A 19,828-nucleotide genomic window follows, 5' to 3' on the forward strand; every position below is an offset into this window, starting at 1 on the left:
GCCGGCGCGCGGCGCGGCACGCTCATTCGACGCCGACGAAGCCGCCGGTCTGGTGTGCCCACAGGCGGGCGTAGAGCCCGTCGCGCGCCAGCAGCTCGGCATGGGTGCCGCTCTCGACGATACGGCCCCGGTCCAGCACCACCAGCCGGTCCATGCGGGCGATGGTGGAAAGCCGGTGGGCGATGGCGATCACGGTCTTGCCGCGCATCAGGGTCTCCAGGCTTTCCTGGATGGCCGCCTCCACTTCGGAGTCGAGTGCCGAGGTAGCCTCGTCCAGAATCAGGATGGGCGCGTCCTTCAGCAGCACGCGCGCGATGGCGATGCGCTGGCGCTGGCCGCCCGACAGCTTGACGCCGCGCTCGCCCACCAGCGCATCCATGCCGCTGCGGCCGTGGCCGTCGACCAGTTGCGGGATGAACTGGTCGGCATGCGCCAGGCGCACCGCGCGCACCAGTTCCTCCTCGCTGGCCCCGGGCCGGCCGTACAGCAGGTTGTCGCGGATCGAACGGTGCAGCAGCGAGGTGTCCTGCGTGACCACGCCGACCTGGGCGCGCAGGCTTTCCTGCGCCACCGTGGCGACGTCCTGGCCGTCCACCAGGATGCGTCCGCTCTCCACGTCGTAGAGGCGCAGCAGCAGGTTGACCAGCGTCGACTTGCCGGCGCCCGACGGGCCGACCAGGCCGATCTTCTCGCCCGGGCGCACGGTCAGGTCCAGCTCGTCGATCACGCCGCCGCCCTTGCCGTAGTGGAAGCGGACCTGCTCGAAGCGGACCTCGCCGCGCGGCACCTGCAACGGCGGCGCGCCGGGCCGGTCGAGTACCTGGCGGGGTGCCGAGATGGTCTGCATGCCGTCCTGCACCTGGCCCACGTTCTCGAAGATGCCATTGACGACCCACATGATCCAGCCCGACATATTGTTGATGCGGATCACCAGGCCGGTGGTCAGCGCGATGGTGCCGACGGTGATGCTGCCCTCGTTCCACAGCCACAGCGCGAGGCCGGTGGTGCCGGCGATCAGCGCACCGTTCATGGCGGTGACGGTGGTGTCCATGGCGCTGACCATGCGGCCGGCCAGCCGGGTCTTGTCGACCTGGTCTGCCATTGCCTCGCGCGCATAGGCTTCCTCGTGCCGGCTGTGCGCGAACAGCTTGAGCGTGGCGATATTGGTGTAGCCGTCGACGATGCGGCCCATCAGGCGCGAGCGCGCCGCGGTCGCCGCCACCGAGCGCGCCTTCACGCGCGGCACGAACCAGGCCAGCGCCGCCACATAGCCGGCGATCCACAGCAGCAGCGGCACCATCAGGCGCCAGTCGGCGCTGGCGAACAGCACCAGCGCTCCGGCGGCGTAGATCAGCACGTGCCAGATGGCATCCACCGCCTGCACGGCGGAGTCGCGCAGCGAGAAGCCGGTCTGCATGATGCGCTGGGCGATGCGGCCGGCGAAGTCGTTCTGGAAGAAGGACAGGCTCTGGCGCAGCACGTAGCGGTGGTTCTGCCAGCGCACCAGGTTGGACAGGCTGGGGTTGACCACCTGGTGTACCAGTATGTCGTGCAGGCCGAAGAAGAGCGGGCGCAGCAGCAGGGAAACCACGGCCATCCACAGCAGCTCGGTGCGGTGGCGCGCGAAGAAGCCCGGCCCGGGGCCCTCCCTGGCCATGTCGACCAGGCGGCCGAGGAAGTCGAACAGTGCCACCTCGATCAGCGCGCCGGCCAGCCCCACCGCCAGCAGCAGCGCGAACACGCCGCGCACTTCGCGCAGGAAGTACAGGTAGAAGCGCCAGACCTCGCCCGGGGGGCGCTGGTCGGGCATGGCGCGGAAGGGATCGATCAGTCTTTCCAGGCGACGTATCAGCATAGGGGATCCTGGCTTGGCCCGGTGCCGGGTGGCGGCCCCGACTGTGGACACGGTGTCGGGGCGGGTGGCGCGCTGCCTGTGGCGTGGCGGCCGTACTGCCGGAGGGCGGGCGCAGCGCCGGGGTCCGGCGCGTGCCGGGCCGCACCGTGGCGATGGGAAAACTCGATTCTCGCACGCATGCCTTGCCCGCAATGTATCGAATTGTTCGCTGAACTGCCTGCCGTTGCCGCTGCCTCGCAAAGCAAGAAACGGGGTGCGGCCGGGTGGCCCGGCCGCCTAGCATGCCGACTCGATCGACGCCGGCACGGCTGCGCGCATCCGGCCGGCACTGACAAGGAGCTGACGTGCAACATCAACTGGAAGGCAAGGTGGCGATCGTCACCGGGGCCAGCGCCGGCATCGGCCGTGCGGCGGCGCGGCTGTTCGCCGCGCAGGGCGCGCGCGTGGTCGCGGTGGCGCGCAGGGAGGCCGGGCTGAGGCAACTGGCCGGGGAAATCGAGGCGGCCGGCGGAGAGGCCGCCTGGGTCGCCGGCAACGTGCGGCAGGAGGCGTGCGCGCAGGCTGCCGTGGCCATGGCGCTGGAGCGCTTCGGGGGCCTCGATATCGGTTTCAACAACGCGGGCACGCTCGGCAGCCTGAAACCCGTCACCGAGCTCACGGCAGGCGAGTGGCAGGACGTGATCGCCACGAACCTGGACAGCGCCTTCTACGGCGCGCGCCACCAGATCCCGGCCATCCTCGCGGGAGGGCGGGGCGGAGCCCTGGTGTTCACCTCGTCCTTCGTCGGCCATACCGTCGGATTCCCCGGCATGGCCGCCTATGCGGCCAGCAAGGCGGGCCTGCTCGGGCTGGTCAGGACGCTGGCCGCCGAGTACGGCGCGCAGGGCCTGCGCGCCAATGCGCTGCTGCCCGGCGGCACCGATACCGAGATGGGGCGGACGGTGGCCGACAGCGAGGCGGCGCGGGCCGCGGTGGCGAACCTGCATGCGTTGAAGCGGCTGGCCACGCCGGAGGAGATCGCCCGCTCGGCGCTGTACCTGGTGTCGGATGCATCCAGCTTCACCACCGGCAGCCTGCTGCTGGCGGAGGGCGGGGTGTCGGTCTGCCGCGCCTAGCCGGCTGGCCGGCCAATCGTCGACCGCATCGTCGAGCGTGCGGGTGACGCAGGCGCCTTGCGGCGCCTGCACACATAGTCGACGCGGCGGCCGATGCGGCGCCGGCGCCTCCCCGCATGGTGCGCCGTCGCGCAGACCCCCGGGCTTCCCCTAATTTATCGCAAGCTGTATATACAGGACTATACACGTACCGGGGCGCGAGCCGCGCCGGGAGAATGGGAGCCCCTGACATGCCATCACTGAACCTGAAGCCCGGCACGCTACGCCTGGCCCAACTGCGCCAGGCCTACCTGGCCCCGCTGCAGATCCGCCTCGACGCGGAAGCCGGCGCCGCCATCGATGCCAGCGTGGCCTGCGTGCAGGGCATCCTGGCCGCCGGCCGCACCGCGTACGGTATCAACACCGGCTTCGGCCTGCTGGCGCAGACCCGCATCGCGCCCGAAGACCTGGAAAAACTGCAGCGCTCGCTGGTCCTGTCGCATGCGGCCGGCGTGGGCGAGGCGCTCGACGACGCCATGGTGCGGCTGATCCTGCTGTTGAAGATCAACAGCCTCGCACGTGGCTTCTCGGGCATCCGCCGCGAAGTGATCGAAGCCCTGATCTCCCTGGTCAATGCCGAGGTCTATCCGCATATCCCGCTCAAGGGCTCGGTCGGCGCCTCGGGCGACCTGGCGCCGCTGGCGCACATGTCGCTGGTGCTGCTGGGCGAGAGCCGCGCGCGCCACCGCGGCGAATGGCTGCCGGCCCGCGAGGCGCTGGCCGTGGCCGGCCTGCAGCCGCTGACCCTGGCCGCCAAGGAGGGGCTGGCCCTGCTTAACGGCACCCAGGTCTCCACCGCCTATGCACTGCGCGGCCTGTTCGAGGCCGAGGACCTGTATGCCGCCGCCACCGTGTGCGGCGCGCTGAGCGTGGAGGCCATGCTGGCTTCGCGCGCGCCCTTCGATGCGCGCATCCATGCCGTGCGCGGCCAGCGCGGCCAGATCGACGCCGCCGCCGCCTATCGCTCACTGCTGACCGAGACCAGCGAGCTGGCGCGCTCGCATGCACAGTGCGACAAGGTGCAGGATCCGTACTCGCTGCGCTGCCAGCCGCAGGTGATGGGCGCCTGCCTGACGCAGTTGCGCCAGGCCGCCGAGGTCCTGGAGATCGAGGCCAACGCGGTCTCCGACAATCCGCTGGTGTTCGCCGAGCAGGGCGACGTGATCTCGGGCGGCAACTTCCACGCCGAGCCGGTGGCGATGGCCGCCGACAACATCGCGCTGGCGCTGGCCGAGACCGGCGCGCTGTCGGAGCGGCGCATCTCGCTGATGATGGACATGCACATGTCGCAGCTGCCGCCCTTCCTGGTGGCCAACGGCGGCGTCAATTCCGGCTTCATGATCGCCCAGGTCACAGCCGCCGCGCTGGCCAGCGACAACAAGGCGCTGGCGCATCCGGCCAGCGTCGACAGCCTGCCGACCTCGGCCAACCAGGAAGACCACGTGTCGATGGCGCCCAATGCCGGCAAGCGCCTGTGGGCCATGGCCGACAACGTGCGCGGCATCCTCGCGGTGGAATGGCTCGGCGCCTGCCAGGGCCTGGATTTCCGCGAGGGCCTGAAGAGTTCCCCCCGGCTGGAAGAGGCCCGCGCGCTGCTGCGCGCCAAGGTGCCGTATTACCAGGAAGACCGCTTCTTCGCGCCCGATATCGAGGCGGCCAGCGGCTTGCTTGGCAGCGCCTGCCTGAACGGACTGATGCCGGACGGCCTGCTGCCCAGCCTCTAGGCAGGCGCCCGGCTGCCTGCCGGGCTGCGGCGGCCCGCCCCGGCGGCGGGCCGGCAAGACCCCAAGGAGATACACCGATGCAGGATCCGTTGATCCGGCCGGAGGGCGCTCGCGCGTACTCCGGCCTGCCTGTCGCGCCGCCGCGCCGATAGCGCTCCGCCGCGTGCCGTGAGCGGCCCGCGGCCTTCACCCCGCGCCCGCACGCTCGGGCAGCGCCCCTTTTTTCTACCTACCGGGATGCCATCCATGTCCATCGAACGCACCATGTCCAGCCCGCCGGCCGAAACCGGCGCCGGCGTGGCCAGCCCGCCGCTGTCCAAGGTCCATGCCATCGCTGCCATCACCATCGGCAACGGCCTGGAGTTCTACGATTTCGTCGTCTACAGCTTCTTCGCCACGCTGATCGGGCGCCTCTACTTTCCCGTGGCCGATCCGACCGGCCAGCTGCTGCTGTCCTTCGCCACCTTCGGCGTCGGCTTCCTGATGCGGCCGCTCGGCGGCCTGCTGATCGGCATCTATGCCGACCGCGTCGGGCGCAAGCCCGCGGTAGCGCTGACGCTGTGGCTGATGGGCCTGAGTTCGGTGATCTTCGTGGTGACGCCGACCTATGCCCAGATCGGCATGGCCGCGCCGCTGATGATCCTGCTGGCACGCCTGGTGCAGGGCTTCGCCATCGGCGGCGAGATGGGCGCTTCCACCGCCCTGCTGCTGGAGTATGCGGACGAACGCTCGCGCGGCTACTACACGAGCTGGCAGCCATTCAGCCAGGGGCTGGCGGCGCTGTTCGGCGCCCTGGTCGGACTGGCGCTGAGCAACCTGCTCGAGCCGGCGGCACTGGAGTCCTGGGGCTGGCGCGTGGCCTTCGTCATCGGCATCCTGGTGATCCCGGTGGGTCTGCTGATCCGGCGCCGCCTGGAGGAAACCGCGCCGGCCGGCGAGCACGGCGAGGAAGTCCCGGGACTGGCATTGCTGCTGGCGCACCGGCGGGCACTGGCCGCCAGCATCCTGCTGATGATCGGCGTGGCCTCGTCGACCTACATCGTCGTGTACTACCTCAGCAACTATGCCGTCAGCCAACTGCACATGCCGCTCTCGCTGGGCATCTGGGCGGGTTGCGTGGCGTCCGTGGTGCAGGTGCTGCTGTCGCCGTTCGCCGGCTGGCTGTGCGATCGCCTGGGCCGCCGTCCGGTGGTGCTGTGGTCGCGCGTCGCACTGCTGGTGGGCATCTACCCGGCATTCGCCCTGATCAATGCCGAGCCGAGCCTGGCGCGCCTGCTGGTGGTGGTCGGCTGCCTCTCGGTGCCGATGTCGATGAGCTCGCCGGCCTCGATGGTGCTGGTCAGCGAGGTGCTGCCGCAGCGCCTGCGCGCCACCGGCCTGTCGATCGCCTACTGCGTGGCGATCGCCATCTTCGGCGGTTTTGCCCAGTTCTTCTCCACCGAATTGATCCACCTGACCGGCAACCCGAACGCGCCCGCCTTCTACGTGATCGGTTGCGGCCTGGTCTCCCTGCTGGGGCTGGCGATGGTGCCTGAAACCCTCGGCCGCCGCCTGAAGTAAGCCTGTCCCGGCGCCGGCCGCTGCGCCGGCGCCGGCCGATGGCGCGAAAAAAAGCCCCGCCTGCGCAGGCGGGGCTTCTTGCATCCGGCGGAGAGGTTGAACCGCGCCGCGCCGTACAGCGCCGTCAGTGGATCACCAACTGCGTGAACGGATGCACGTAGGCCTGCAGCGTGATGAAGAGACCTACCAGGATCGCCAGCGCGATCGAGTGGAAGAACACATAGCGCAGGATATCGCCCTCGTGGCCGTACCACTTGGTCGCGGTGGAGGCCACCACGATGGACTGGGCATCGATCATCTTGCCCATCACGCCGCCCGAGCTGTTGGCCGCCGCCATCAGTACCGGCGACAGGCCGAGCTGCTCGGCGGTGGTCTTCTGCAGGCCGCCGAACAGTACGTTGGAGGCGGTGTCCGAGCCGGTCAGCGCCACGCCGAGCCAGCCCAGCAGGGTGCCGAACAGCGGGTAGAGCACGCCGGTGTGGGCGAAGGCCAGTCCCAGCGTGGCGTCCAGGCCCGAGTAGCGGGTCAGGTAGCCGATGCCGAACATGGCGCAGATGGTCAGCAGCGAATAGCGCACCAGCTTGATGGTCTCGAAGTACTCCTTGAACAGGCGCGGCACCGAGTAGCCCATCAGCAGCCCGCCCAGCACGGCCGAGGCCAGGATGCCGGTGCCGGCCATGGACAGCACGTTGAAGGCGAACACGGCGCCTTCCGCGGTCGGCTTGGCCACCACCGGCGGCATCTTCTGCACGGCCTTGTCCAGGCCCGGGATGGCGAACTTCCATTGCCACAGGCCATCCATCATCTTCTTGAACTCGGGCACGCCCCAGATGAAGACGAACACGGTCAGGATGACCCATGGCATCCAGGCCTTGACCACCGAGATGCCGGCCGCCGCCGCGCCGGCGCGCGCCTCGGCGGCGACTGCCTCGGGATGGTCGACCTTGGAGTCGTCCTGGCGGCCGAGGATCTTGGTCGAGGTCCAGATCTCCCGGGGCTTCCACACCTTGAGGAAGAGCGTCAGCGAGCCCATCGACACCAGGGCGGCGATGACGTCGACCAGCCACGGGCCGTGGAAGTTGGAGACCAGGAACTGCGGGATGGCGAAGCTGACGCCCGCCACCAGGATGGCCGGCCAGATCGCCAGCATGCCGCGGAAGCCGGCAAAGGCCCAGATCAGCCAGAACGGCACCAGCACCGAGAAGAAGGGGAGCTGGCGGCCGATCATGGCGGACAGTTGCAACAGGTCGAGGCCCGTCACCGAGGCCAGGCCGATGATGGGCGCGCCCAGCGCGCCGTAGGCCACCGGCGCCGTGTTGGCGATCAGGGCCAGGCCGGAGGCGGCCAGCGGCGAGAAGCCCAGGCCGATCAGGATGGCGCCGGTCACCGCCACCGGCGTGCCGAAGCCGGCTGCGCCCTCGAAGAAGGCGCCGAAGCTGAAGGCCACCAGCAGCAGCTGCAGGCGGCGGTCCTCGGTGATGCCGGAGATCGAGTTCTGCAGGACCTTGAACGAGCCGTTGATGGTCGTCAGCCGGTGCAGGAAGATGATGTTCAGCACGATCCAGCCGATCGGGAACAGGCCGGACACGATGCCGAGCCCGGCCGCCTTGCCGGCCATTGCAGCCGGCATGCCGAACACCGCCGAGGCGACCACGATGCCGACCACCAGTGCGAGGCCGGCGGCCAGGTGGGCCTGCAGGTGAAAGAAGGCGAGCGCGGCCAGCAGCACCGCGACCGGAACCCCGGCGGCAATGGTCGACAGCGCCATATTGCCCAGGGGGTCATAGACTTGACTCCACACGATCGATTCCTCCTCTTGGCTGGCGGCAGCCATGCTCCGCTGTGCAGGCCGGCCGCCCGTTTTCTTCTGGTGGCCCGGCACGCAGGATCGCCGGGCAGCGGACAAAGTGCCCGATTGTACAAACGGCCTTGCGCGCTGCCGGCTTAAATCCGGTCACGGTGGCCGTGAGCCGGATTCAGGGATCAGGGTTTGCCTGGGGGGACGCGTCGATGCTGCGTCCCGCGCAGCGTACCCGAAACAGGCGTTCCAGGAAATGCCCCGGCGACGCGGGCGCGGGGAGGGGGAAATCGGGAGGAGGAAAGGAGGAAGGCGGCGCGCCGGCGGCAGCGCCGCCGGGGCTCAGCGCAGCGGCAGCTCGAGGATGCCGGAAGCGGCCGGCCTGGCCCGCATGGCTGCCAGCCAGCGCTCCAGGTTGGGGCGCGGCGTGTGCGTGGCCGGCAGGCCCATCCAGCGGTGAGCGGCGCAGGCCAGCGGGATGTCTGCCATGGTGAAGCGCGTGCCGCCGATGAATTCGCGTTCCGCCAGCGCCTCGTCGAGCAGGGCGGCGAGCGGCTCGGTGGCCGCGCAGGAGGCGGCGATCACGGCCTCGTCACGCTCGGCGGGCGGACGCCGCACCAGGTGCAGGAAGGCGTTGACCATGGCCGGGCTGAAGGCCGTGGCCTGCCAGTCCATCCAGCGATCGGCCGAGGCGCGCGCCTTCACATCGGCCGGCCACAGGCTGTCTTCGCCGTAGCGGGCGCACAGGTAGCGCACGATGGCATTGGATTCCCACAGCACGAAGGGCTCGCCGCCGACGTCGGTGCCGCGGAAATCCTCGATCACCGGGATCTTGCGGTTGGGATTCAGCCGCACATAGGCCTCGGTGTCGAGGTCGCCCCGCGCCACGCCGATGTCGACGCGTTCATGGTCGAGGTGCAGTTCGCGCGCGCACCAGACCACCTTCTGCACGTTGATCGACGACAGGCGTCCCCAGATTCGCAGCATCGGTTCGTTCTCCGGTTGGCTTGCGCCGGCGCCCCCGACGGCGCCGGCCGGGGGCTCAGGCGGCCTTGGCTTGCGGCGCGGCCGCGTCGATGGCCTGGCGGAACAGCTCGCCCAGGATGGCCACGCCCTGTTCGATCCGCTCCGGCGAGACCGTCACGAAGGCCAGGCGCAGCGTGTTGCGGCGCGGGTTGCTGGCGTAGAACGGCGCGCCCGGCACATAGGCCACGTTGCGCTGTACCGCCTGCTCCAGCAGGGCCATGCTGTCCAGGCCCTCGGGCAGCTCCACCCAGATGAACATGCCGCCTTCCGGCGCGTTCCAGCGCACGCCCTCGGGCATGTGGCGGGCCAGCGAGTCCAGCATGAAGCGGCACTGCTTGCCGTAGAGTTCGCGGATGGTCGGGATATGGCGCTCCAGCAGGCCGTCGCGGATGGTCTCGTAGGCGATGCGCTGGGTGAAGCTCGGCGTGTGCAGGTCGGAGGCCTGCTTGGCCTGGCACAGCTTGAAGTGCAGTTCCGGCGGGGCGATCACGAAGCCCAGGCGCATGCCCGGCGCCAGGATCTTGGAGAAGGAACCCATGTAGATCACGCCGTCCGGGTTCATCGACAGCAGCGAAGGCAGCTGGCTGCCGGCGTAGCTCAGCTCGCCGTAGGGATCGTCCTCGACCAGCAGCAGGCCCAGTTCCCTGGCGCGCGCCACCAGGGCCTGGCGGCGTTCCAGCGGCAGGCGGCGGCCGGTCGGGTTCTGGAAGTTGGGCAGGGCGTAGAGAAAACGCGCGCCGGCGGTCAGTTCGGCCGTCAGGCTCTCGGGGAGCAGGCCCTGGTCGTCGGTCGGCACCGAGACGAATTCCGGTTCGAACAGCGAGAAGGCCTGCAGCGCGCCGAGGTAGCTGGGCGTCTCGACCAGCACCGGGCTGCCCGGGTCGATCATGACCTTGGCGATCAGGTCTAGCGCCTGCTGCGAGCCGGTGGTGATCAGCACGCGTTCCACGTCGACCTGGTAGCGCTTGGCGACGAACTCGCGCAGCGGCAGGTAGCCTTCGGTGGCGGCGTACTGCAGCGCCGCCTGGGGGTTGTCGGCGAAGACCCGGGCCACTGCCGCTTCCATCTCCGCTACCGGGAAGGTGGCAGGCGAGGGCAGGCCACCGGCGAAGGAGATGACCTCCGGACGCTCGGTGACTTTGAGGATTTCGCGGATGGCCGAGCTGGTGAGCTGTTGTGCCCGGCGGGAGATGGCCCAGTTCATGATGGTCTCTTGTGGTTTTGGGGGAGCCGGCGGACCGGCTCAGTCAACGATAAACAAGCGCGCGCCGCCCGGTGTGGACGAACGGTGCGCTTCCGCCTGGTCGGCGACCTGGTAGCTGGTGCCGGCGCCCAGCACGAAGGTCCTGCCGTCCTCGAGCTCGGTGTGCAGTTCGCCTTCCAGGACGAACAGGATATGGCCCTTCTTGCACCAGTGGTCGGCGAGATAGCCGGCGGAATACTCCACCATGCGTACGCGGATGTCGCCGAACTGGCGCGTGCGCCAGCGGGCCTCGCCGTGTTCGCCTGGGTGGAGGGTCGGTTCGATGGTCGACCAGTCGGTGGTGCCGAACGGCAGGTTGTCGATACGCATGGCGTGGTGCTCAGGTTGTGGCAGCGGGCCGCGTCGGCTTACTTCACCTCGACGATCATCTCGATCTCGACGCAGGCGCCCATCGGGATCTGCGCCACGCCGAAGGCGCTGCGGGCGTGCTTGCCGGCATCGCCGAAGATCTCGACGAAGAATTCCGAGGCGCCGTTGGTCACCAGGTGCTGCTCGGTGAATTCCGGAGTCGAATTGACCAGGCTCATCACCTTGACCACGCGCGTGACGCGGTTCAGGTCGCCCAGGTGGGCGTGCAGCGTGGCCAGCAGGTCGATGGCGATGGCGCGCGCGGCGGCCTTGCCGTCCTCGGTGCCCAGGTCCTTGCCCAGCTTGCCGGCCCAGGGCTTGCCATCCTTGCGTGCGATGTGGCCGGAGACGAAGACGGTGTTGCCGGTCTGGGCAGCCATCACGTAGGCGGCGGCCGGGGCGTTGGCGGTGGGCAGTTCGATGCCGAGGCGGGCGAGGGTATCGTAGACGGACATACGGTCTCCAGTCAGTGCGTGTGTCAAGGGAGTTCGGGGGGATGCTTCCTGCGGGGCTGGCGCGCGCGCAGCGGCGCGCCGGCCAGGCGCCGCCGCTGCGGCGATGGCCGTCGCGGCGCCGGCACCGTGGCCTGCGCCGCGTGCCGGATGCGGCAGCGCGGCCGGGCCGTGCGGCGTCAGGAATGGTAGCGGCCATTGTAGCCGGCCTGTGGCGCTCGCGAAGGCTTTTGCCGCTGCCGCGCCGTGGCGGTTGCGGCAGTTGCGGCGGTGCATCAAGCTCCTCCCGCTGGCGCGGGAGCGGCGCGCGGCGGGCGGCGTGGCGGCCGGGGTTGCGTTCACGGCGTCTGGCCGGTTCATGCGGGACGGCTGGCGGCGGCGATCCACAGCGCGGTCAGGCCGAGCGCCAGGCCCATGGTGCGATTGAACCAGCGCACGCGCTGCCCGGCGGCCAGCCAGTGCCGCAGCGAGGCGCCGAGCACGCCATAGACGCCGTTGCTGACGAAGCCGAACATGGCGAACACGGCGCACATCAGCAGGCCGCGCTGCCAGGGTGCGGGGGCGCCGGCCATATAGGAGGCGGCGGTGGCCAGCGCCAGCATCCAGGCCTTGATATTGGCGTACTGCAGCGCGGCGGACTGCCACAGCCGCAGCGGGCGCAGGACCTGGCGCTCGGCCAGCACGGTGCTGCGCGCCAGCTTCCACGCCAGCCACAGCAGGTAGGCCACGCCGCCGGCATGCAGCAGGCCGGCGGCGAGCGGATGGCCGAGCACCAGCGCGCCCACGCCGGCCGCGCACAGCGCCAGGATGCTGGCGAAGCCGAGCGCGACTCCGGCGCAGTGCGGCAGCGTTGCGCGCAGGCCGAAATTGGCGCCGCTGACGGCGGCGATGGTGGTGTTGGGGCCGGGCGTGAAGGAGCCCAGCGTCATCAGTGACAGCAGCGCAAGGAACTGCGTGGCGCTCAGCCCGGCGAGCAGGTCGGTCGGCATGGCTGCGGCCTCAGGCGGCGCCCGCCGGCGCGAACTGCACCACCACGCGGCGATTGCTGCGGCTCTTCTTCTCGATCTTGCTGATCAGCACGGGGCCGATCTCGCCGGTGCGCGCCACATGGGTGCCGCCGCAGGGCTGGCGGTCCACGCCGGGGATGCTGACGATGCGGATGAAATCGCTGCCGGCCGGCGGCGCAGCGCCGGCCGTGCGCACCAGCTCCGGCTGGGCGGCCAGCTGCTGCGGCGTGATCTTCTCGATGGCCAGCGCGGTGTCGGCCGCGATCAGGTCATTCAGGCGGGCGCCGAGATCGGCCTTGTCGAGCGTGGACTCGGGCAGGTCGAAGTCGATGCGGGCGCTGTCGGGCGAGATGCCGCAACCCGTCACCGGCACCGGGATCAGGGCACCCAGCAGGTGCAGGCAGGTGTGCAGGCGCATCAGGCGGTGGCGGCGTTCCCAGTCGATGCGTACCGTGACACGCTCGCCCGGCTGCGGCAGGACGGCACCGGGCGCCGGCACGTGCAGGATACGGCTGCGGTCGGCGCTGTAGACGGTGTCGGCCACTGCCACCACGCTGCCGTCGGGCCGTGTCAGCGTGCCGGTGTCGCCGGCCTGGCCGCCGCTGCGCGCGTAGCAGACCGTCTCGTCGAGTTCGATGCCCTCCGCGTGCACGGCCACCACCGTGGCCTCGCATTGCTGCAGGTAGGCATCGTCATCGAATCGCTTGCGGGTGGCGCTCATGGCTTGGGGTCTCCTGCTGGTCCGTCCTGTCGTCTGTCTCAGTCTTCTACCGTCCTGGCGGGTCGTGGTGCCTGGCCCGCCGGCCTCAGCGCAGTGTGCGCACGCCCTGCGGCGTCTCGATCTCCGCGCTCAATTCCACTTCGCCCTCGCTCTGCTCCAGCGTCACCAGGCTGCCCGCCCCGAGCCAGTCCAGCCCCTGCTGCAGCAGCGCCGCGCGCGGATGGCGGCCGCGCAGCGCACGCAATGCCAGGTCCTGGCGCGGCAGCGCGATGCCGGGCCGCTCGGCGCTGTCCCACTGGATCAGGGTGGGCAGGATGCCGTCGCCGGCCGGGCCGGACTCCCCATGCCAGGCTGGCAGGCCGCCGTCGTCCGGCACCGCGATGCGCCAGCGCAGGTGCGCGCGCGTCATGGGCATCACCGGGGCGATGCGGCCGGGGTACTGCGCCTGCCACCGCTCCAGGTCGACCGGGCGCTCCACGCGCGCCACCCAGTGCAGCAGGAAGGGGCCGCCGGCCAGACGCGCGCGCACGGTCTCGCTGTCGAGCGCGAACCAGCGCGGCCGCCCGGGGGCGGGCGCAGCCGGATCCGGCGCGATCACTTCCAGGTAGCAGTCGCCGTACAGGCCCAGCAGTCGGTTGTGGGTGCCCATGCCGGGGTGGCTGCCACCCGGCTGAGGCACCACGCCGAGATGGTCGGCCACGTATTGCGCTCCGCTGTGGAGGTCGGGCGCGGCGATCACGAGATGGTCCAGGGCGAGTGTCATCTGGCTTCGATAGTAGAGAAGGTTGTCAGTACAGTACCTAGACAGTTACTCTGTTCGTGTTCAGTACAGTTGCGGGAGCAGACATGGAAGGCGAGCAGGCTGTGGCCCAGTTACCGAAGGATAGCGGAAGCGGCGCGCAAGGCATGCCGGCGGCGCGGCCGCGGCTGGTGGTGCCGCGCGTCGACCGCCTGCCCGACCCGGTGCCGTCGGCGCAGATGACGCTGGTGGAGCAACTGACCGAGTGGGCCCGCATGCGCATCGATGAGCGGGTCTTCCGCGCCGGCATGCGCATGCCGTCGATCCGCCAGCTGGCCCAGGACAAGGGCATCTCGCGCTTCACCGTGGTCGAGGCCTACGAGCGCCTGGTGGCGCTGGGTTACCTGGAATCGCGGCGCGGCTCCGGCTTCTACGTACGCGAACCGGCCGCCCCGCAGGTGCCGGCGGCGGCGGTGCCCGCGCGGGCACGCCATATCGACGTGACCTGGCTGCTGCGCAGCATGTTCCACACGGTCGAGAGCCACAAGGCGCCGGGACTGGGCTTCCTGCCCAACGACTGGCTGGATGGCGAACTGATCGCCAGCGCCCTGCGCGCGCTGGGGCGGCAGCCCGGCAGCCATTTCCTCGCCAGCGGCTCGCCCCAGGGCTTCCTGCCGCTGCGCCAGCAACTGCGCACGCGGCTGGCCGAACTGGAGATCGGCGCCGCGCCGGAGCAGATCGTGCTGACCTCCGGCATCACCCAGGCCCTCGACCTGATCGCCAGGCTCTACCTGCAGCCCGACGACGCGGTGCTGGTCGGCGATCCCGCCTGGTTCGTGATGTTCGGCCGCTTCGCCGCCCAGGGTGCCCAGGTCATCGGCGTGCCCTACACGCCGGAGGGCCCGGACCTGCAGGCGCTGGAGCGCATCGTGCAGGCGCACCGGCCGCGCCTGTTCGTGATCAACTCGGTGGTGCACAACCCCACCGGCACCTCGCTGTCGCCGGCCACGGCCTTCCAGCTGCTGCGCCTGGCCGAGCAGTACGACTTCCTCATCGTCGAGGACGATATCTACTGCGACCTGCTGCCGCCGGGCCAGAGCGCCACGCGGCTGGCCAGCCTCGACCAGCTGCGCCGGGTGATCTACCTGGGCAGCTTCTCCAAGACGCTGGCGCCCAACCTGCGCGTGGGCTTCATCGCGGCGCACCCGGAACTGGTCGCCGCGCTGACCGACAGCAAGCTGCTGGCCGGCCTGACCTCGCCGGAGATCAACGAGCGCGCGCTCTATAAGGTGCTGACCGAAGGGCACTACCGCAAGCACGTCGAGCGCGTGCGCACGCGCCTGGACCGTGCCCGCGACGATACCCGGCGCACCCTGGAGAACCTCGGCCTGAAGCTGTTTCCCGGCCAGCAGGCCGGCATGTACCTGTGGGCCGACACCGGGCGCGATACCAATGCGATCGCCACGGCGGGGCACGAAGAGGGTTTCCTGTTCGCGCCCGGCAGCCTGTTCTCACCGTCGCAACTGCCTTCGGGCTGGATGCGCTTCAATGTGGCCAGCAGCGCCGATCCGGGCATGCTGCGCTTCCTGGCGCGCCAGCTCGAGCGTTAGCCTGGGGCGGCGCCGAAGCCGCGCGGGCCGGGCTTGAAAACCGCCGGTCCGGCCCTATCTGTCGGGTCACGGGCGCCGCTGCCGTGCCCGCCGTGCAGGCGCGCGGCGGCGGCGCGCCAGGCGCTTTCCCGCCGTTCCGCATGCCACAGCCCCGGCGCCTTGCCGGGATGACGAGATTTCCAAGAGGAGAACCATGACCGCACCGCACGAAACGATGAGCTTCCAGGCGGAAGTGAAGCAACTGCTGCACCTGATGATCCACTCGCTGTACAGCAACAAGGAAATCTTCCTGCGCGAGCTGGTCTCCAATGCTTCCGACGCCTCCGACAAGCTGCGCTTCGAGGCGATCGCGAATCCCGCCCTGCTGGAGAACGATGCCGACCTGGCCATCCGCATCGAGGTGGACAGCGCCGCGCGCACGCTCAAGCTCACCGACAACGGCATCGGCATGAGCCGCGACGAGGCGATCCGCAACCTCGGCACCATCGCCCGCTCGGGCACCAAGGAATTCTTCCAGCAGCTCTCCGGCGACCAGCAGAAGGACGCCGCGCTGATCGGCCAGTTCGGCGTGGGCTTCTACTCGGCCTTCATCGTGGCCGACAAGGTCACCGTGGAGACGCGCCGTGCCGGCCTGCCCGCCGGCGAGGCGGTACGCTGGGAGAGCCGCGGCGACGGCGAGTTCACCGTGGATGCCATCGAGCGCGCCGCGCGCGGCACTACCATCACGCTGCACCTGCGCGAGGGCGAGGACGATTTCCTGTCGGCCTGGAAGATCAAGGAGATCATCCGCAAGTACTCGGACCATATCTCGCTGCCGATCCGCATGCCCAAGGAGGTCTGGGATGCCGAGGCCAGCACCTACCAGCGCACCGACGAGTGGGAGAGCGTGAACCAGGCGAGCGCCCTGTGGACGCGCGCCAAGTCGGACATCAGCGACGAGCAGTACACCGCCTTCTACCAGCACATCGCCCATGACAACGAGGCGCCGCTGGCGTGGACCCACAACCGCGTGGAAGGCCGCAGCGAATACACCCAGCTGCTCTACATCCCCGCGCGCGCGCCGTTCGACCTGTGGGACCGCAACCACAAGGGCGGCCTCAAGCTCTACGTGAAGCGCGTCTTCATCATGGACGAGGCCGAGCAGTTGCTGCCGAACTACCTGCGCTTCGTCAAGGGCGTGGTGGATTCGGCCGACCTGCCGCTGAACGTCTCGCGCGAGCTGCTGCAGGAGAGCCGCGACGTCAAGGCGATCCGCGAAGGCTGCACCAAGCGCGTGCTGTCGGTGCTCGAGTCGCTGGCCGACGGCGAAGAGCAGGCCGAACGCGACAAGTACGCCAGCTTCTGGCAGCAGTTCGGCCAGGTGCTGAAGGAGGGCGTCGGCGAGGACCAGGCCAACCAGGAGCGCGTCGCCAAGCTGCTGCGCTTCGCCTCCACGCACAACGACGATGCCGAGCAGAACGTCTCGCTGGCGGCTTACGTAGCGCGCATGAAGGAAGGCCAGGACAAGATCTACTACGTCACCGCCGACACCTGGCTGGCGGCGAAGTCGAGTCCGCATCTCGAGGTGTTCCGCAAGAAGGGCATCGAGGTGCTGCTGCTGACCGAGCGCGTCGACGAATGGATGCTGTCCTTCCTGCATGAGTTCGACGGCAAGGAACTGGTCTCGGTGGCGCGCGGCGGCCTCGACCTGGGCTCGCTGGCCGATGCCGGCGAGAAGGCCGAGCAGGAGAAGGCCGAAGGCGACTGGAAGGACGTGGTGGCGCGAGCCAAGACCGCGCTCGAAGGCAAGGCCAAGGACGTGCGCGTGACGCTGCGCCTGACCGACTCGGCTTCCTGCCTGGTGTCGGACGAGGGCGAGATGAGCGGCTACCTGCAGCGCCTGCTCAAGCAGGCGGGGCAGAAGGCGCCGGACGTGCAGCCCATCCTGGAGCTGAACCCCGAGCACGCGCTGGTCAAGCGGCTGCGCGACCTGCCCGAGGGCGAGGCCTTCACCGACCGCGTGCAGGTGCTGTTCGACCAGGCCCTGCTGGCCGAGGGCGGCATGCTGGAAGACCCGGCCGCCTACGTGCAGCGCGTCAACCGCTTGCTGGCCTGAAGCGGCGTGGCGGCAGCCAGGGCCACTGTCGCGGCTGACGCCGCCGAGGCCGGCCTGCAGGTCGGCCTGCCGCCCGTGCTCGATTGCCATACGCGGGTGGTGGTGCTGGGCAGTTTCCCCGGGGCCGCTTCGCTGGCGGCGCGCCAGTACTATGCCCATCCGCGCAACCAGTTCTGGCCGCTGATGGGCGCGCTGACCGGCGAGCCGCTGGCCGGACTGCCCTACGCCGAGCGCCTGGCGTGCCTGCTGGCCCACCGCATCGGTGTCTGGGACGTGCTCGGCGCCTGCGTGCGCGCGGGCAGCCTGGACAGCAGCATCCGCCAGCCGCAGGCCAATGATTTCGCACGCCTGCGCGCGCTCGCGCCGTCGCTGCGGCGTGTCGGTTTCAACGGCGGCACCTCCGGCCGCTTCGCCCCCCAGTTCGCCGCGGCCGGCTACCAGACCGTGCTGCTGCCCTCGTCGAGCCCGGCCCACGCCGCGCGCAGCTTCGCGCAGAAGCTTGAACTGTGGCGGGCATTGTTGTCTGACCCCCCTCTTTAGTGGGGGTTGTGGTGTCTCAAGCTTGCCCCGGGGACAGCCGTAAGGCCTGTCGGACGGAGCCGAGCCTGAGGTGAAGAGGGGGGAAACCTCCCTGCCTTGGCACAATCTTGTTAAGATTCGTCGCCGCTGCCGCGCCGAAGAGGCCGTGCCGCAGCCGACCGGCTGCGTTCCCAGCAAACTGCCCACCACCAGATACAGCATGTACGACAGCCTGTGCCGTACCCGGCTTCTCGCCGGCATCGTCGCGATCCAACTCTCGCTGTTCGGCTCCGCCGCCATCGCCAAGGGCGCCGCGGCGCAGCCGGACGATGCCGCGGGCAGGAAGCCGGTCGCCGACGTCACGGCGTCCGGCCTGATGGGGGAATTGCAGCAGCGCCTGCAGCAGGGCTCGGTCACGGAGCTGCGCTCGGCGGTCAACGGCGAATACGGCACCACGCTGTTGCTCGCCAACGAGCAACTGGTCTGCTACGTGGGCCAGCTGTACCAGAACAAGATCTGGCGGGTGCTGCGTTTCACCGCGCTGGCGCCAGCCGAGGCCGCGTACCAGAAGGCCAACAAGCAGGCCGAAGCGATGGCGGCCGAGGGGATCCGCCGGCAGGTGCTGACGACCTTGCAGCGCCAGTACGACCGCGCCATCCAGGATGCCCAGGCGCAGGCCGATGTCCTGCAGGGCGACCTGCGCACCATGCAGGCCCAGCGCAAGCGCATGGTCGATGACCAGAAGACTTCGCAGAACGATGCGCAGGCGGCCGAGATCCAGAGCCGCGCGGCGCGCATCCAGCTCGACAAGCTGCAGGGCGAGATCCGCCGCATCGAGTCCTCGCTGGGCGACGACTCGCAACTGCTGCCCGAGACGCAGAAGCGCCAGCGCTGAGCGGCGCACCGCCTCCGGTGCCGCGCGCGCCGGAGCGGGTCTTTTCCCCTCCCGCTTCTTGCCTGCCGCGGTCCGGTCCGGCGCGGCACCGTTCCAACCGCCTCTCACCTTCCTTGCCTGCCGACGCGCGGCGGAGGCGGGCGGCGGTTCCGCTTCGCGGTCCTGTCACCGCAGTTCTGTCACAATTCCCGTCTGTCGACCTCCGATCGGCCGGCCGCGCGAGCGGCGCCGGCTCCTCTTGCGCAATGCCATACCTGGGAATCAGCCTCCACGTCATCGTCGCCATCTATTTCGCCGTCCACGCGGTGCGCACGCAGCAGAACATGTACTGGTTGCTGATCCTGTTCGCCTTCCCGCTGTTCGGCAGCGTGGTGTACTTCTTCGCCATCTACCTGCCGGCGCTGCGCCAGTCGCGCGGCGCGCGCGTCGCCACGCGCGCGCTGACCAACCTGATCGACCCGAACCGCGCGGTGCGGGAAGCGCGCAGCGATTTCGACCGCGCGCCCACGGTGGCCCACCGCATGCGGTTGGCGGCCGCCCTGCTGGAGGCGGGCCAGCCGCAGGAAGCGCTGCAGCACTACCAGGAGGCCGCCAGCGGCCCCTTCGCCAGCGATCCGGCACTGCTGCTCGGGCTGGCCCAGGCGCAGTTCGCCACGCAGGACAGCGCCGGCGCAGTGGCCACACTGGAGCGTCTGTTTGCCGCCAATCCATTGCTGCGCCAGCAGGCCGACCCGGCACTGCTCTATGCGCGCGCGCTGGCCGCGCAGGGCGCGGCGGGCACGCGTGCCGCCTTCGAGGCGGCGCTCACCTGCGCCAGCGATGCGGCAGCGCGCTGCCTGTTCGCGGACTGGCTGGCGCAGCAGCCGGACGCCGCCGACCGCGAGCGGGCGCGCACCTTGTACGCCGACATCGTGCACGACGCCCGCCATTGGCCGCGCCATGCGCGCGAGCACAATCGCGAGTGGCTGGAGCGCGCCCGCTCGGCGCAGGTCAGGCCCTGAGCGCCGGGCCTTCTCCCCCTGAGGCACCGCGGCGCCGCGGCACGTTCCCCTGATTTCCAA

Annotated in this window: 17 protein-coding genes; 8 read left to right on the top strand and 9 right to left on the bottom strand. The window is 70.0% G+C overall.

The window, feature by feature from the left end:
• Positions 1–22: 22 nt before the first annotated feature.
• Entirely contained in the window at positions 23–1,855 is a 1,833-nt protein-coding gene (locus BKK79_RS16910; RefSeq protein WP_071038111.1) for an ABC transporter ATP-binding protein, read from the bottom strand.
• 344 nt (positions 1,856–2,199) lie between these two features.
• Here BKK79_RS16910 and BKK79_RS16915 point away from each other — a divergent pair, with 344 nt between their 5' ends.
• The 3 genes from BKK79_RS16915 to BKK79_RS16925 all read left to right on the top strand — a co-directional run bounded on the left by BKK79_RS16915 (position 2,200) and on the right by BKK79_RS16925 (position 6,293).
• Positions 2,200–2,970 (top strand): SDR family oxidoreductase, encoded by a 771-nt coding sequence (locus tag BKK79_RS16915; RefSeq protein ID WP_071038112.1) that lies wholly within the window; start codon positions 2,200–2,202, stop codon positions 2,968–2,970.
• A 230-nt stretch (positions 2,971–3,200) separates the two neighbouring features.
• Positions 3,201–4,733, top strand: coding sequence for a histidine ammonia-lyase (gene hutH / locus BKK79_RS16920; protein ID WP_071014463.1), 1,533 nt, complete (start codon positions 3,201–3,203; stop codon positions 4,731–4,733).
• Between the two features lie 246 nt (positions 4,734–4,979).
• Entirely contained in the window at positions 4,980–6,293 is a 1,314-nt protein-coding gene (locus tag BKK79_RS16925) for an MFS transporter (RefSeq protein WP_071014461.1), read from the top strand.
• A 124-nt stretch (positions 6,294–6,417) separates the two neighbouring features.
• On the opposite strand, the gene BKK79_RS16930 is transcribed toward BKK79_RS16925, so the two are convergent.
• The 8 genes from BKK79_RS16930 to BKK79_RS16965 all read right to left on the bottom strand — a co-directional run bounded on the left by BKK79_RS16930 (position 6,418) and on the right by BKK79_RS16965 (position 13,672).
• A complete protein-coding gene (locus tag BKK79_RS16930; RefSeq protein ID WP_071016512.1) occupies positions 6,418–8,094 on the bottom strand; it encodes an L-lactate permease in 1,677 nt (558 codons plus the stop codon).
• A 339-nt stretch (positions 8,095–8,433) separates the two neighbouring features.
• Positions 8,434–9,078, bottom strand: coding sequence for a glutathione S-transferase family protein (locus tag BKK79_RS16935; protein WP_071014459.1), 645 nt, complete (start codon positions 9,076–9,078; stop codon positions 8,434–8,436).
• Positions 9,079–9,133: 55 nt separating this feature from the next.
• Complete coding sequence (locus tag BKK79_RS16940; RefSeq protein WP_071014452.1) at positions 9,134–10,321, bottom strand: aminotransferase-like domain-containing protein; 1,188 nt, start codon at positions 10,319–10,321, stop codon at positions 9,134–9,136.
• Between the two features lie 39 nt (positions 10,322–10,360).
• Positions 10,361–10,690 carry a DHCW motif cupin fold protein gene (locus BKK79_RS16945; protein WP_071014449.1) on the bottom strand — a complete coding sequence of 110 codons (330 nt, stop codon included), beginning with the start codon at positions 10,688–10,690 and terminating at the stop codon, positions 10,361–10,363.
• Positions 10,691–10,728: 38 nt separating this feature from the next.
• On the bottom strand, positions 10,729–11,184 hold the full coding sequence (locus BKK79_RS16950) for a RidA family protein (RefSeq protein WP_071014447.1): 456 nt from the start codon (positions 11,182–11,184) through the stop codon (positions 10,729–10,731).
• Positions 11,185–11,537: 353 nt separating this feature from the next.
• A complete protein-coding gene (locus BKK79_RS16955) occupies positions 11,538–12,170 on the bottom strand; it encodes a LysE family translocator (protein WP_071014444.1) in 633 nt (210 codons plus the stop codon).
• A gap of 10 nt (positions 12,171–12,180) precedes the next feature.
• Positions 12,181–12,909, bottom strand: coding sequence for an alanyl-tRNA editing protein (locus BKK79_RS16960; protein WP_071014442.1), 729 nt, complete (start codon positions 12,907–12,909; stop codon positions 12,181–12,183).
• A gap of 85 nt (positions 12,910–12,994) precedes the next feature.
• A complete protein-coding gene (locus BKK79_RS16965; RefSeq protein WP_071014439.1) occupies positions 12,995–13,672 on the bottom strand; it encodes a VOC family protein in 678 nt (225 codons plus the stop codon).
• Between the two features lie 83 nt (positions 13,673–13,755).
• On the opposite strand from BKK79_RS16965, the gene BKK79_RS16970 reads away from it, so the two are divergent.
• The 5 genes from BKK79_RS16970 (at position 13,756) to BKK79_RS16990 (ending at position 19,768) form a co-directional block, all read left to right on the top strand.
• The gene (locus BKK79_RS16970) at positions 13,756–15,258 is read left to right on the top strand and encodes an aminotransferase-like domain-containing protein (protein ID WP_071014436.1); all 1,503 of its coding nucleotides are present in this window, start codon (positions 13,756–13,758) and stop codon (positions 15,256–15,258) included.
• Between the two features lie 193 nt (positions 15,259–15,451).
• Positions 15,452–17,353 carry a molecular chaperone HtpG gene (gene htpG / locus BKK79_RS16975; protein WP_071038113.1) on the top strand — a complete coding sequence of 634 codons (1,902 nt, stop codon included), beginning with the start codon at positions 15,452–15,454 and terminating at the stop codon, positions 17,351–17,353.
• Positions 17,354–17,359: 6 nt separating this feature from the next.
• Positions 17,360–17,893, top strand: coding sequence for a DNA-deoxyinosine glycosylase (locus tag BKK79_RS16980; protein WP_071014431.1), 534 nt, complete (start codon positions 17,360–17,362; stop codon positions 17,891–17,893).
• Between the two features lie 199 nt (positions 17,894–18,092).
• Positions 18,093–18,767, top strand: a complete 675-nt coding sequence (locus tag BKK79_RS16985) for a DUF2968 domain-containing protein (RefSeq protein WP_071014429.1) — start codon at positions 18,093–18,095, stop codon at positions 18,765–18,767.
• A gap of 245 nt (positions 18,768–19,012) precedes the next feature.
• Complete coding sequence (locus BKK79_RS16990; protein ID WP_071038114.1) at positions 19,013–19,768, top strand: tetratricopeptide repeat protein; 756 nt, start codon at positions 19,013–19,015, stop codon at positions 19,766–19,768.
• Positions 19,769–19,828 lie beyond the last annotated feature (60 nt).

The organism is Cupriavidus sp. USMAA2-4 (genome assembly GCF_001854305.1).
Lineage (GTDB): Bacteria > Pseudomonadota > Gammaproteobacteria > Burkholderiales > Burkholderiaceae > Cupriavidus > Cupriavidus malaysiensis.

Excerpts from the sequence above, each read along its gene's own strand:
- BKK79_RS16935 (WP_071014459.1), bottom strand. The coding sequence starts at position 9,078 with ATGCTGCGAATCTGGGGACGCCTGTCGTCGATCAACGTGCAGAAGGTG.
- BKK79_RS16985 (WP_071014429.1), top strand. The coding sequence starts at position 18,093 with ATGTACGACAGCCTGTGCCGTACCCGGCTTCTCGCCGGCATCGTCGCG.
- htpG (WP_071038113.1), top strand. The coding sequence starts at position 15,452 with ATGACCGCACCGCACGAAACGATGAGCTTCCAGGCGGAAGTGAAGCAA.
- BKK79_RS16940 (WP_071014452.1), bottom strand. The coding sequence starts at position 10,321 with ATGAACTGGGCCATCTCCCGCCGGGCACAACAGCTCACCAGCTCGGCC.
- BKK79_RS16965 (WP_071014439.1), bottom strand. The coding sequence starts at position 13,672 with ATGACACTCGCCCTGGACCATCTCGTGATCGCCGCGCCCGACCTCCAC.
- BKK79_RS16970 (WP_071014436.1), top strand. The coding sequence starts at position 13,756 with ATGGAAGGCGAGCAGGCTGTGGCCCAGTTACCGAAGGATAGCGGAAGC.
- BKK79_RS16990 (WP_071038114.1), top strand. The coding sequence starts at position 19,013 with ATGCCATACCTGGGAATCAGCCTCCACGTCATCGTCGCCATCTATTTC.
- BKK79_RS16950 (WP_071014447.1), bottom strand. The coding sequence starts at position 11,184 with ATGTCCGTCTACGATACCCTCGCCCGCCTCGGCATCGAACTGCCCACC.
- hutH (WP_071014463.1), top strand. The coding sequence starts at position 3,201 with ATGCCATCACTGAACCTGAAGCCCGGCACGCTACGCCTGGCCCAACTG.
- BKK79_RS16925 (WP_071014461.1), top strand. The coding sequence starts at position 4,980 with ATGTCCATCGAACGCACCATGTCCAGCCCGCCGGCCGAAACCGGCGCC.
- BKK79_RS16960 (WP_071014442.1), bottom strand. The coding sequence starts at position 12,909 with ATGAGCGCCACCCGCAAGCGATTCGATGACGATGCCTACCTGCAGCAA.
- BKK79_RS16910 (WP_071038111.1), bottom strand. The coding sequence starts at position 1,855 with ATGCTGATACGTCGCCTGGAAAGACTGATCGATCCCTTCCGCGCCATG.
- BKK79_RS16955 (WP_071014444.1), bottom strand. The coding sequence starts at position 12,170 with ATGCCGACCGACCTGCTCGCCGGGCTGAGCGCCACGCAGTTCCTTGCG.
- BKK79_RS16945 (WP_071014449.1), bottom strand. The coding sequence starts at position 10,690 with ATGCGTATCGACAACCTGCCGTTCGGCACCACCGACTGGTCGACCATC.